Annotated in this window: 12 protein-coding genes; 8 read left to right on the plus strand and 4 right to left on the minus strand. The window is 44.4% G+C overall.

The genetic code is table 11. From position 1 onward, the window contains the following. Positions 1–123 precede the first annotated feature (123 nt). The 6 genes from typA (at position 124) to ORJ00_RS16480 (ending at position 5,906) form a co-directional block, all read left to right on the plus strand. The gene (typA, locus tag ORJ00_RS16455; RefSeq protein ID WP_027670281.1) at positions 124–1,956 is read left to right on the plus strand and encodes a translational GTPase TypA; all 1,833 of its coding nucleotides are present in this window, start codon (positions 124–126) and stop codon (positions 1,954–1,956) included. A gap of 133 nt (positions 1,957–2,089) precedes the next feature. Then, entirely contained in the window at positions 2,090–2,962 is an 873-nt protein-coding gene (locus ORJ00_RS16460; protein ID WP_051219746.1) for a virulence factor BrkB family protein, read from the plus strand. A gap of 39 nt (positions 2,963–3,001) precedes the next feature. Beyond that, on the plus strand, positions 3,002–3,439 hold the full coding sequence (gene dtd, locus ORJ00_RS16465) for a D-aminoacyl-tRNA deacylase (RefSeq protein WP_306138012.1): 438 nt from the start codon (positions 3,002–3,004) through the stop codon (positions 3,437–3,439). A 15-nt stretch (positions 3,440–3,454) separates the two neighbouring features. Continuing rightward, positions 3,455–4,369, plus strand: coding sequence for a bifunctional GNAT family N-acetyltransferase/hotdog fold thioesterase (locus tag ORJ00_RS16470; RefSeq protein ID WP_306140372.1), 915 nt, complete (start codon positions 3,455–3,457; stop codon positions 4,367–4,369). Further along, positions 4,366–5,172 (plus strand): NAD-dependent epimerase/dehydratase family protein, encoded by an 807-nt coding sequence (locus ORJ00_RS16475; RefSeq protein WP_306140373.1) that lies wholly within the window; start codon positions 4,366–4,368, stop codon positions 5,170–5,172. The genes ORJ00_RS16470 and ORJ00_RS16475 overlap by 4 nt, the downstream gene beginning before the upstream one ends. A 116-nt stretch (positions 5,173–5,288) precedes the next feature. Next, positions 5,289–5,906: a restriction endonuclease gene (locus tag ORJ00_RS16480; protein ID WP_027670284.1), complete on the plus strand. Its 618-nt coding sequence runs from the start codon at positions 5,289–5,291 to the stop codon at positions 5,904–5,906. A gap of 172 nt (positions 5,907–6,078) precedes the next feature. Here the strand turns inward: ORJ00_RS16480 and ORJ00_RS16485 are convergent, their stop codons facing one another. Next, the gene (locus ORJ00_RS16485) at positions 6,079–8,109 is read right to left on the minus strand and encodes a methyl-accepting chemotaxis protein (protein WP_306140374.1); all 2,031 of its coding nucleotides are present in this window, start codon (positions 8,107–8,109) and stop codon (positions 6,079–6,081) included. A gap of 206 nt (positions 8,110–8,315) precedes the next feature. Continuing rightward, entirely contained in the window at positions 8,316–9,032 is a 717-nt protein-coding gene (gene hutC, locus ORJ00_RS16490) for a histidine utilization transcriptional repressor HutC (protein WP_305975148.1), read from the minus strand. 98 nt (positions 9,033–9,130) lie between these two features. Between hutC and hutI the strand changes: the two genes are divergently transcribed. Then, positions 9,131–10,357 carry an imidazolonepropionase gene (hutI, locus tag ORJ00_RS16495; protein WP_305975150.1) on the plus strand — a complete coding sequence of 409 codons (1,227 nt, stop codon included), beginning with the start codon at positions 9,131–9,133 and terminating at the stop codon, positions 10,355–10,357. Between the two features lie 62 nt (positions 10,358–10,419). Next, on the plus strand, positions 10,420–11,949 hold the full coding sequence (locus ORJ00_RS16500) for a putative bifunctional diguanylate cyclase/phosphodiesterase (RefSeq protein WP_305975152.1): 1,530 nt from the start codon (positions 10,420–10,422) through the stop codon (positions 11,947–11,949). Here ORJ00_RS16500 and ORJ00_RS16505 read toward each other — a convergent pair. Both ORJ00_RS16505 and rraA read right to left on the minus strand, forming a co-directional pair. Then, positions 11,936–12,994, minus strand: a complete 1,059-nt coding sequence (locus tag ORJ00_RS16505; protein WP_027670289.1) for a formimidoylglutamase — start codon at positions 12,992–12,994, stop codon at positions 11,936–11,938. The genes ORJ00_RS16500 and ORJ00_RS16505 overlap by 14 nt on opposite strands. 14 nt (positions 12,995–13,008) lie before the next feature. Next, a complete protein-coding gene (gene rraA / locus ORJ00_RS16510) occupies positions 13,009–13,494 on the minus strand; it encodes a ribonuclease E activity regulator RraA (RefSeq protein ID WP_027670290.1) in 486 nt (161 codons plus the stop codon). Positions 13,495–13,583: the final 89 nt, after the last annotated feature.

The raw sequence follows: 13,583 nt of genomic DNA on the forward strand, positions 1-13,583 counted from the left end.
GCCGAAAGTGCAGTTGCTGTTTTTCTTTCCATGTAAAAACAGAGTAGAATATGCGCCCTTAAGTTTGAGTTAGTTTTGCCTGGTGGTCATTACGGTCATCTAGTGCCACAGAGGATAGTTTACATGAGCGTTACTGCGACAAATTTAGACAAGCTGCGCAACGTTGCCATTATTGCGCACGTTGACCATGGTAAAACCACTTTGGTTGACAAACTGCTGCAGCAGTCTGGCACCTTCGACGCCCGCGCGAAGTTACAAGAGCGTGTGATGGACTCGAACGCACAGGAATCTGAGCGCGGTATAACTATCCTTGCGAAGAATACTTCGGTGCGCTGGAACGGTTACCACATTAATATTCTGGATACACCAGGCCACGCCGATTTCGGCGGTGAAGTTGAGCGTGTATTATCAATGGCTGACTCGGTATTATTGCTGGTTGACGCTGTTGACGGCCCAATGCCACAAACGCGTTTTGTAACGCAAAAAGCGTTCGCGCACGGTTTAAAGCCAATCGTTGTTGTTAACAAAATTGACCGTCCTGGTGCTCGCCCGGATTGGGTTATCGATCAAGTATTTGATCTTTTCGACAACTTAGGTGCCACTGACGAGCAGTTAGATTTCCCAATTGTTTACGCTTCAGCGTTAAATGGCTGGGCAACGTTAGATTACAACGAGCCAAAAACAGACATCACTGAGTTATTTCAGGCGATTGTTGATCACGTTGCGCCACCTGCAGTTGAGCTTAACGGTGAAACGCAGTTGCAAGTGTCTCAGCTGGATTACTCTAGCTACCTGGGTATTATCGGTATCGGCCGAATCAAACGTGGCGCGCTAAAGCCAAACCAGCAGGTTACTATTGTTGGTGCTGATGGTTCTAAGCGTAACGGTAAAGTTGGTCAGGTTTTTGGCTACCTTGGTTTAGAGCGTGTTGAAACTGATGAAGCCAGCGCGGGTGACATTGTCGCGTTCACTGGTTTAGGTGAGCTGAAAATATCTGACACCATTTGTGCTACAACCAAAGTTGAAGCATTGCCTGCATTACAGGTTGATGAGCCAACAGTAACAATGACCTTCCAGGTTAATACTTCTCCATTTGCAGGTAAAGAGGGTAAGTTTGTTACGTCACGCCAGATTTTAGAGCGTTTGAACAACGAATTAAAACACAACGTTGCTTTACGCGTTGAGGAAACTGATGACGGCGATAAATTTAAAGTATCTGGTCGTGGTGAACTACACTTGGGCGTATTAATTGAAAACATGCGTCGTGAAGGCTTCGAATTAGCGGTATCGCGTCCTGAAGTAATCATGAAAGTGGTTGATGGCGCGAAAATGGAACCAATGGAAAACGTTACCATTGACTGTGAAGAGCAAAACCAGGGTTCTATCATGGAGCGCATGGGCGAGCGTAAGGCTGAAATGACTAACATGCAGCCAGACGGTAAAGGCCGGATCCGGATGGATTTCTTAATGCCTAGCCGTGGTTTAATTGGTTTCCGTACCGAGTTTATGACTATCACCTCAGGTACAGGCTTGATGTATCATAGCTTCGATCATTACGGCCCGCACAAGGGCGGTACAATTGGCCAGCGTATGAACGGCGTGATGATTTCAAACGCTATGGGTAAAGCGGCAGGTTATGCCATTTTCTCACTGCAAGAACGGGGGCGCATGTTCATCGGTCATGCGGAAGAAGTGTACGAAGGCCAGATTATTGGTATTCATAGCCGCAGTAACGACCTTACGGTTAACTGTCTAAAAGGTAAGCAATTAACTAACGTTCGTGCCTCAGGTACTGACGAAGCAATAAACTTAGTTCCACCAATCCGCTACGCGCTGGAGCAGGCACTAGAGTTTATTGATGACGACGAATTGGTAGAAGTTACACCTAAATCTATCCGTATTCGTAAGCGTCATTTAACTGAAAATGATCGTAAGCGTGCCAGCCGCGGCGTTTAATATCGTATAAGCATAAAAAAGCCGGCAAATTGCCGGTTTTTTTATTGAAACGATTTATTGGCAGCGGCATATGCTGGTTGCGCTACAGCTTTTCTTGTATCCTCAAGTTGTTATTGTATATAAAGGAAATGTTATGCGCCCTGAGTGGCAAGCAATCCTCGCAAACCTTAAACGTTTTTTTCAGTGCTATGTTCAGCGGTGCCAACAGGATCAAGTTAGCATGATCGCAGGTTATTTAGCCTATATCTCGTTGTTGTCTCTGGTGCCATTCATTGCGGTAATGTTTTCGATGTTACGCGCTTTCCCGATATTTAATGAGTATCGTCAAAGTATTGAATCTTTTGTGTACGCTAATGTTATCCCGTCACGAGGTGATGAGATCCAAGCTTATATTAGCCAGTTTATCGGCAATACCGGTGGGATGACCACAGTAGGCATTTTGGCGTTAGTATTTGTTGCCTTGCTGCTTATTCATAATATTGATAAAACGCTGAATAAAATCTGGCGTGTCACTAAAAGACCGCGTCCAATAATTTCATTCTCCATTTATTGGATGATTTTAACGCTTGGTCCTATTTTATTTGGCTCTTCCATCGCGTTAAGTTCGTATCTGATTGGGCTAACCCGTTTTGCTGATGACTACACCCCAGGCCTGTCTACCGTGTTGCTTGGCGTAGTACCTTATCTCATGTCGTTGCTGGCATTTTATATCTTGTATTTGGTGGTGCCGAATATCAAAGTTCAAACTAAGCATGCACTGGCGGGCGCGTTTTTGGCTACGGTGTTGTTTGAGCTGTCAAAACGGGGGTTTGCACTTTATGTGACTCATTTCCCCTCTTATGACACTATATACGGCGCACTGGCGCTGGTGCCGATTTTGTTCGTGTGGATATATTTATCCTGGATAGTGGTGCTGTTGGGTGCAGAGCTCACGGCGCTGCTGCAACAATTAGCCGCGACGGGGGGGGAGCGCATGCCTGATGAGCAGGATAGTAATGATTTGTAATTCGAAGCGGCGCTTTTAACAAAGTGAAAACACAATAATATGAAAGCATTAATACAACGAGTAAAGCAGGCATCGGTCAATGTTGCTGGCTGCACAGTTGGCGAAATTGGCCCAGGATTATTAGTACTGCTTGGCGTTGAGGCAAAAGACAATGATGCTGATATTAGCAAATTAGTACATAAAGTCTGCCATTACCGGGTTTTCTCTGACGCTGACGGCAAAATGAACTTAAACGTGCAACAGGCAGGTGGGAGTTTGCTAGTTGTATCACAATTTACTTTGGCAGCCGATACGCAATCGGGACTGCGGCCCAGCTTTACGCCGGCGGCACAACCTGATGTTGCACAGCAATATTATCAGCAATTTGTTGAGCGCTGCCGCGCTGTTGGTGTAGAGGTTGCCACAGGACAATTCGGCGCTGACATGCAGGTAAGCCTGATTAACGACGGCCCTGTTACCTTTTTATTGCAAAGTTAAGTGTCGGAGTAAAATATGCGCCACTGGCACGTGCGCTCACCAGTAAGTGAGCAAGAATGGCATCGCTATTATCAACTACGCTGGCAAATACTGCGGGCGCCCTGGAATCAGCCTGAAGGCTCGGAACGCGATGAATTGGACTCGTTTGCTTACCATTTAATGCTTGTTAATCCTGCAGGCGATATTGCGGCTGCAGGACGTTTACATCAGCTAGATAAAACGACCGCACAGGTACGTTATATGGCTGTAGCGCATGAGTATCAGGGCAAAGGAGCAGGAAGCCGAATACTCGCTGCTCTGGAAGCACAAGCCGTTGCATGGGGCTGTGCTAATGTTTCTTTAAATGCGCGAGATACAGCCATCGCTTTTTATTTGCGCTATGGCTATCACAGCGTTGCGGATGCGGCTAGCTTGTTTGGCATTCCGCATGTGCAAATGGCGAAAAAAATTAGGCTAAGCACGAGCGCAAAGCAGCACCAACAATGGTGTGAAGAACTGAGTAAAACCTGGCAAGAAACTATTCCACTCAGTGTATTTATGCAGCTGAATATAAAAGAGTTTGATGGTAATGCATTGCGCTGTCAGGCACCGCTTGCGCCAAATATCAATCTGCACCAAACCATGTTTGCGGGTAGTATTTATACCTTAGCCACCCTAACGGGTTGGGGGATGTTGTATTTACAGCTGCGGGCGTTGGGATTGCAGGGCAATCAAGTGTTGGCAGATGGCAGCATCAAGTATTTTAAACCGGTAACGGCAGAACCTGAAGCCTGTTGTGTGCTGCAGAATTGTTTGGGCAGTTTAGAAGCCTTGGGCGACGGGCGAAAAGTGATACAACAAATCAGGGTTCAGATTTACACAGCAGGTACATTGGCTGCAGAGTTTAGTGGTCGCTATGCGGTGTTGCCGCACAAGGAACTGACAGCGTGAAAGTTGTTATTGTTGGTTATGGCTGGCTTGGTCAGCAGATTGCCGCAAAACTAGCAGCGAATGGGCATCAACTTTATGTCACTCGTCGGGCACATGATGCATTAACTCACTTACCTGAGCAGTTAACTGGGGTGGTTCTTGATTTAAATCAACCAGTTTCCTTAAACGGTCACCTTGCGGATGTTTTCGCGGATGCTCTGGTGATATGCGCTGTCCCTCCGGGGCGTCAACATAAAGATAATCAATACGTCAGCGCACTGCAGAATCTGGCATTGTTAATGGATAACGCCAGGAGTATTGGTGTCGTGCACTTAAGTTCAACTGGCATTTATCAAGGTTTGGCCGGTGAAGTGGATGAAACCTGCGAGGTGAATTTGGCTCTGCCCCGAGTACGTTTGTTGGCTGAGGGGGAGCGAGCGCTTTTTAAACAGCCGGTTTGTATAACGCTTAGGCTCTCTGGTTTAATGGGGTTGGACCGTCATCCTGGGCGGTTTGTTGCTGGTAAAACACTCTCGGAGCCAAATGCTGCGGTAAATATGGTACACGCAAATGATGTTATATTGGCGTTGGAGCACATTTTAGGCTCAGACAAAATGGCATCTGGGGTGTTTAATCTTTGCAGCCCGCTAATGGTAACCCGGCAACGTTTTTACCAGCAAGCAACGTCATTGCTTAATACTCAGGTATCGTTTATAGCAGATAGCGGTATTCGTCGCCGGGTATTGGCCGATCGATTTATTAACCAATATAATTTCGATTTCAAATTTAAATCTGCAATTGACGCTTTAGCACACTGTAGCTGAACAAAAAAAATACTACCCTGGCTTTTATAACGCATTTATCAGCTTCTTATTAAGAAAAAAATCGTTAATCCTGAATAATCATTCTCAAGCAAACGGCATTGCGTATTGAGGATGTTATGAAAAATAAATGGTTATTGATTTCATCTGTGAGCACCGCTCTGGGAATTATCGCTGGTTCTGTCTATTTACTGTTTGCAGAACACTCGTTACTGTTAAGTAATAACAGCTGGGTGCTTTCAGCCTTCTGGTCAGCGTTTGTACTTTGGACTTTTGTTTTAATGTTCATTGTTGCACTAATATTCAACGTCATGGCATTTTTTGAGTTGGATGATCAGAGAAAGTTTTTTGGCTTACGCGCACCCTTATCCGAGATGTTGACACCAAAAGACCGGCAACAGGAGTTTATTAAAAATGCTGAACATTTTTTGCAGCAACAGGGTAAGCTATTTCATTCATCTCGTGTTAGTTCAGAGTTTAAATGCTTACAAAGCAGTCAGGATGAAAAGCTTGTTTATTTGCATCGCAACGATAAATCAGTTGACATAACCCAGATAAGAGCTTTGTTTCAACAAATGTTGTCAGCTGATTTCAAAAGTGGAGTGGTTGTGAGTTATGCCGGGTTTACTAGCCAAGCTTGGATTTTTGCCAAAGAAGCTAATATTGAACTGTTAGATGCAAAAGGGTTGAAAAAGCAGCAAAAACAACATCGAACACAACAATTTGCATTAGTTTAGTGTTGATATCATTTTTCCATCGGGTTTTTTATTGAGTTTTTGGCACTATCAAACCTGAATGGAATCAATTAAAACAACAAGGTGTAAAAATACTTCCTGCCTGGCTGGACATTGTCCAGCCCTTTTATTTAGTTAAAACTGGCAAAAGGTGTTGCCATGGATGGGAGCACTATTACGAGATTTTGAACGCTTTTGCCGCTTGTTGTAAAGCAACCGCCAAATTAGATATGCCATCACTGTGCTGCAACGTTCGCTCCGCCTTTTCACTGCTTACATGAGCAACTTCAACCATTTGCTGCATCTTATCGTCAATAGTATTACCAAGACTTAACTGAATTTCAGTCGCGGCAGTGACCCGGTTACTAATATCCTGTGTTTTAGCTATTGCAGTTGTAACCAAGGATAGCGCAGAAACAAGCTCTAAGGTTTGGGCGACACAGCTATCAGCGTCAGATTTGCCGCTTGTTACTGCGGTAACGGCCTGTTTGCTCTGTGTTTGAAGTGTTTCAATCATTTGCCGAATTTCATCAGTCGCTTGTTGAGTTCTGCCAGCCAAAGAGCGAACTTCATCGGCAACTACGGCGAAGCCTCTTCCTTGCTCACCGGCACGTGCCGCCTCAATGGCTGCATTCAGTGCCAGTAAGTTCGTTTGCTCCGCGATACTGCGTATGGTTGCCAGAATACCACCAATATTGTTGGCTTCATCGTTAACTTTACTCATGACTAAGCTGGTTGACGTTAGTTGCTGCGCTAACCGATTAATCAACACGTTATTTTGTTCAGCTATTAAGTCAATATGTTTACCTTGCTCCAAAGCTTGTTGCATGGCGTGCGTAGTGTCTGCAGATTGTTCTGCTATATCACGAGTGCTATCTGCTAACTGGCGTGTTATTTGGTTTACTGCAGCAATTTGCTGTTGCTGATGTTGCAACGAGTCGTTTATTTCACCTACTTCATAGGCTGACTGGCTTGCATTACTATTGAGTTCGCTGGCGTTTTGCTGAATGTTAGTGATTAGTGCACTGAGTGAGCTTATCAGACTATTGACCTTTCCTGACAAAGCGCCGAATTCATCCTTATTTGTGATGTCGAGTTTGCGGGTAAAATCGCCTTTTGCGATGTCACCTAATACTTTGTTGATACCGCTAAGTGGACGCAACATGGCATTAATTGTTAGGTATGCTGCCACGATAGCTAATAAGATAAGAACTAACATTAGGCTAAGTGTACGGGTACTGCCGAAACTGACAGTTTCGGATACATTGCGTTGCAGTTGATTAAATTGCTTATCGGCTGCAGCCAACAAATTATCTAGCTCAGTTATCACTTGCTCGATTCTTTGTTCCGATAGATTTAACTGTGTTCGAGCTGTAAGTTGCGACTTGACCTGCTGTAACTTTAATTGCGCAAGACTGTCTGTTGCTTCAAGTCTGTTGGTTAACAATACTAGTTGTTCAGTTACACCTTGCCATAATCCATCAGTGTTTTGGTTAGACACCTGATTCGCCATGTAGTCGATATTGACTTGCATATCACTTAGCGTGAAGCTGATGTTTTCTTGTGCAGATTCAGCCGCCGCTATTTCATTGTAACTTACCACTTCCTTTAAGGTATTGAGTAAGCCAAGTAATTGCCCATCAATTCTATTGGCACTGCCCGCAATAAGTTCCATTTGAGCTTCCCCACCAGGTAGTTCCAGGTAGGAAATATCAAGTAAATTTGCACCAATATTATCAATAAGTTGTTCGAGTTGAGCATATTCAGCGTCAACTTGTCGTTGAGTGGCGATGCTCAGAGTACGAGCTTCAAACATGTTGCTGACAGCTTCAGCATACTGTTGGTAACGGTTGTCAATACTGGTCAAGATTTGGGTGAAGGATGATTCTGCAGCGGTAAGCTGAGTAAGCGCAGCAATTTGCTTCCGCAATTGTTGGCTACCTGCATTAAAATGTTGTTGAGATTTCTCTATGTCTGAATCTATTTCAGCGGTGTAGCCTAGTGCAGATAGTTTCGCCAATTTAAGCAATTGGATCTGAGCTGCATTACTTTGCTGCTGAACCGGAACTGCTTGTTGGTTTACTAATTCACTTGAACTCGACACGGCAGAGAAACTATAAAGCGCCGAGCCGCTAGAAAGTAAGAGTAAGATAGCGATAAAGCCAAAGCCAATGATAACTTTGTGGGCGACTTTTAATGTTCTCACTGATGCAAAACTCCGCACGGTTGAAGTGTATTAAACATAGACATTAGAGACATGTTAAACAACTTGACGTTAGCAAAGAAACATTAACTGGTCTAGCCAGAAAAAGGAAAATGAGCAAATATGAGGCAGTAGCACCAAAATGGTGCTATTTCGATCCTACCTGCTCAACGGCGTGGGTTTGAACGGGGCTGAATTCCGATAGCGTCTCAGTTGCTCGAGAATGAAAAATTTAGATGGCCACCCAAACGATAACGGCTACCGGGTGAGGTTAAATAGGCCAAGCTTACGGCACCTTCACGACTGAATGTGCGTCGGGTAAGACGAAGGCAGGGTTCAGCTTTTTTTAGTGCTAAGTGTTTACAGGTAAAGTCGTCAGGCCAAATGGCTTCCACGGTGTGTTCTGCCTCGGTCAATGGCGCGATGTGGCTGAGGTACTGGTGCGGTGTTTGCTGATTAAAGTCTTGCCGCAGATACTCAGCGACTAACAGTGGGCTAACATAACGCGCTTCCAGCTGCAGTGGTTGATTGTTTTCTAAATGAACAATCAGAGAAAAAAATACTGGCTCATTGCGTTTTAATCCCAGTGCGGTGGCTATAATTGTCGGGCAGGGTAACTCCGTCAATTGCAATAAAGATGCGCTGTAAGCATGGCCGCGACTTTGGATCTCATCAGCAATATTACGAATCTCCAATAAGGATGATTGTGACTTTAACGCGGCCACAAAACTGCCAACCCCTTGAGTACGGTACAAAATACCTTGTTCTGTAAGTTCTTGCAGCGCGCGACGTGCAGTCATTCGGCTAACACTAAACTGTTCTGCCAGTTCATTTTCTGACGGCACACGACTATGCTCAGGCCAGGCAGCAATTTCTATCTGGCTTAACATGTACTCTTTTATTTCAGCAAATTTAGCAACGGCCATGTTTCCTCCCACTTAAGGGTATAAAAATTAAATCAGTTTTGTTGTATATACAAGCTGTTGGTGTAACATTAATTAAAAATGCTTTGCAGGAGCTAAATATGCAGCAGTTTGACGCCATTTGGGTTAACGCCAATATTGCAACGATGACAGAAAATGGTAAGCCGTATGGAGCTATTGAAAATGGCGTACTTGCGATTAAAGACGGTGTAATTGCATATATTGGTAGCAGGGCTGAACTCCCAGATTTCGATGCCTTGGGCACTCCGTTATACGATGTTGCAGGGCAATGGTTGTTGCCAGGATTTATTGATTGTCATACCCATCTTATCTTCGGTGGCAACAGGGCGAACGAATTCGAAATGCGTTTAAATGGTGCCAGCTATCAGGATATTGCCGCCGCCGGTGGTGGCATAAAATCCACGGTTACTGCAACCCGTCAGGCCAGTGATGAGCAACTGTTTGTTGCAGCAAAGAAACGATTGAATACCCTGATGTCGCAGGGCGTTACAACCGTAGAAATTAAATCTGGTTATGGTCTGGATTTCGCATCAGAAAAAAAAATCTTGCAAGTCGCTGCACAACTGGATCAATACCATCCGGTTTCAATACAAAAAACTTTTTTAGGCGCGCATGCACTGCCTGTCGAATTTGCTAGTGATGCTGAAGGATATATCGATACTGTCTGTGAAATGTTGCCGTTGTTAAAGCAGGCGGGTTTAGTTGATGCAGTCGATGTGTTTTGTGAGGGTATTGGTTTTTCTACCCACCAATGCCGTAAAGTGTTTCAGCAAGCTCAGGTACTAGGTTTGCCAGTAAAAGCTCATGCGGAGCAACTGTCTAATTTAGGCGGTAGTGCATTGGTGGCTGAGTTTAGTGGTTTATCTGCAGATCACATTGAGTTTCTCGATGAGGCCGGTGTGGTCACGATGGCCGCAGCCGGTACTGTCGCAGTATTATTGCCCGGTGCGTTCTATTTTCTGCGTGAAAGCCAGCTGCCGCCGATTGATTTATTGCGCAAATACAAGGTGCCTATGGCAGTTGCCACAGATTTGAACCCGGGTACGTCGCCATTATGCTCATTACCCTTGATGCTAAATATGGCCTGTACCTTGTTCAGGCTTACGCCAGAGGAAGCCTTGCTGGGTGTAACACGGCATGCAGCTAAAGCGTTAGGATTAACCGACCGAGGTACGTTAGCAACGGGACAAAAAGCGGATTTTGCTTGTTATGATGTTATGCAACCCGCAGAATTGTGTTATCAGTTTGGTGTTAACTCACTCAAGCAGTTGATTATTAATGGTAAAGATATTAAAGGTGATTTTTAATATGCTTTACAACGACGCTAATTAGATTAATCTAATCAGATTGAAAATGCAGGAGTAGGGTTGTGGCATGTCGATGGTTTAGTCTTGCGCTCTTTTGCGGTCCATTAGCGGCAGATGCTGGTGTTGAGTCGTTGCCGGTTATTAGCGTACTTGTAGTATTGCTATTAGTTGCTCTTAGCTATGTTGTGAAGTTGCGTGCTACCGTTAATAAATTGCGTAAAGCCAACCGGGCTAAACCGAAATCATTACTAGGGTTTTACTCATTGCATGATGATATCAGTGGTTTCCCTAATAAATTTTTTTTACAACAGCAACTGGACGAATTATTAAAACGTGCACCACAGCAACATTTCTCTTTACTGCTGTTAAAAATAAGTCAGTTTGATGAGATTAATGAATTATTAGGCCACAGCAACAGTAATTTAGTGTTGGCACAAATAGCCTATCGCATCAATGAACAGCTTAAAACGACCGACAAGGCATTAACGTTTGAATTTCGTCAGCAGTTGCCGGTGCGTTTGTGTCATTTAGGCGGGGTGAGTTTTGCGGTTTGGTTAGACAGTGGTGATCAGCCTCATTTAGCGGAATACCTCGCAGACAGTTTAGAGAAATGTGTGCCTGAACCTATGATAGTGCATGGTTGTGCGGTCGATTATCAGCTGCACTGCGGTATTACGCATTACCCGGTACATGGTACACAATTAAATGAGTTATTGGAGCGAGCCTATTTAGCCTTGCAACATCATAGTACGCTGCAAGGGCATAGTCAGGTATTTAATGCCGGTATGCTTAGTTACAGCAGCGATAAACTGATTATGATGTCTGAGTTACGTCGCGCTATTACTGAAGGTCAGCTAGCGCTGTATGTTCAGCCACAAGTTGATATGCGTACTAAGGAAGTGTTGGCTGGAGAAGTGTATGTGCGCTGGCGTCATCCTAGCCGAGGGTTAATGACACCGAGCAGTTTTTTGGCACTGGCGGAAGAAAGTGGTGTTATATACCCTTTAACTCAATGGGTTCTTAATGAAGCCATTGCCATGATTGCTACTTTAGACAAAGCTAAACTGGTCAGCAAAATTGCGGTGAATATTTCCAGTAAAGATTTATTACAAGATGAGCTTATAGACAGTTTGGAATTGTTATTGGAGAAATACAATGTTAAACCTCAGCAATTGATGCTTGAAATTAAGGAGGGCGCTTTTGCGGCAGATCCCGATAAGTCAATCAGTATGATGCGACGTTTACATCGGCTTGGTGTCGTGTTGGCGCTGGACGACTTTGGTACCGGTTTATCGTCATTGGCGCATTTACGTCAGTTGCCAGTGCAACACGTTAAAGTTGATTGTTCTTTTATTGGTGATTTGCATAAGTCAGATACCCATACTGCAATTACCAATGCCATTATTGATGTCGCTCGTAATCTGGAGTTAGGCGTGATTGCCGAAGGGGTGGAAGAACTTGAAGTCGAACAAAAGTTGCTGCGTATGGGGTGTAACCGCGCACAAGGTTTCTTATATTCTCGCCCCTTTGAACTCAGTGGTTTTGCAGTGTGGTTAAAGCAATGGCAGGAACGTCATACTAAAGGGCACTAGCTTTATGCTGTTTTCCTTGTATAAAGGCAAATACCAGTGCCGAGAGTATCTGTCCAGCTTCATTTTTACCCGCAACTAACCCCGCTGGGTGCTGGGCTGGAGCGGCTTCTGCAAGATGCAAATAGCGGCTGCGCGGCAGCTTTGCAAGTTGAAATACAAATTGCTCAGCAGCCTGAACGCTGACACCGCAATTGGTAAAGGCACTTACCGGCATAAGGTTAATACTGTCAGTATCAAGTTCAATACCAATATCACCAGTGCCCTGAACCACGTAATCAATGCATCGGTCTAATGCTTGCTGATAAGATAATTCCTGCCTGACAAATATACGCTGATAACTACAATGATCTGCATTTGCGGCTTGCAGTTGCTGCAATGTGGCTGCAGAGTTTTTAAGTTCATGCAGCGCCAGTACAAAATAGTGTTGTAAATAGCCGTCAGCATGTGAATAACTAAAACCATTGCCGCTATGTCGGCCCTCGCATGGTCTGAAATCGGCATGAGGGTCTAAATTTGCAGCATTTACAGCTTGTGCTGAGTTGTGACTAAGTGCTTTCAGCAGCGGGTAACTGTTATTGTGGCCGCCACCAATAATAATAGGGTACATGCCTGCAGCAAAAATTTGCTCTGCCACTGCATAAACGCGTGAGTCTATTATGGATACTAAGTGACGTAATTTTTGCAGCTGTGACTCATCCTGAGCTGACAAACCTAGAGCTTGTTGCTGTAGATCATCACAGGCAATGCTACCCAATAGTAAAATATGCTCTGCATTGATAAAGATATTACTTTGTAAATTGAGAAACTTTAACAAAAAGGCTGACCAGCCTAAATCCGCGCCACCAAGTCCCAGGTTTGCACGTGGGCCAATATCTTCAGGAATGCCAAGTAATACGTAGCGACACCCATCAGCTACTGCTGTGTTTAACTGTTCACTGAGTTGCTGGTTGGGGTTTACCAGACTGATGGATTGACCAATACGCGTTTCGCCATTACGCGATGTACAGTAGTGTGCAATATCAGCCTGAGTAAAGGGGATTAACATACTAAATCTAACGACTATTCAATATCCAGCGCATCTGGTGACATTATAATACCAGTGCTATCTGCATATAGATGATCACCCGGTAAAAACGTGACACCAGCAAAATTTACCGGCACTTCAGTTTCACCAAAACCTTTATCATCCGCACCCACTGGGATGGCATTAACTGCCTGAATGCCAATATCAAAATCTTCTAACAGATCAAGATCACGAACGCTGCCATAACAGACGATACCTTCCCAGCCGTTATTGGCAGCGATGGATACGAGTTCAGCATCAAGAATAGCGCGTCGGGCGGAACCACCGGCATCAATAAGCAATACTTTGCCTACACCGGGATCACTCAACATCTGACGCACCAGACCATTGTCTTCAAAGCATTTTACAGTGTGTATTTGACCGCCAAACGAACGTCTTCCGCCGTAATTAGCGAATATAGGCTCGACCACATCAACTAAATCGGCGTAAAGATCACATAATTCAGAAGTGTTGTATTCCATCATTTGCTCCGATAAAGACGTGCTGAATTGGCCTATAGTATAGCGCTGACTGAATTAAGCTCAAACTATTATTATTATTGGCTTTTAGA

The organism is Rheinheimera baltica, assembly GCF_030731985.1.
Taxonomy (GTDB): Bacteria; Pseudomonadota; Gammaproteobacteria; order Enterobacterales; family Alteromonadaceae; genus Alishewanella; species Alishewanella baltica.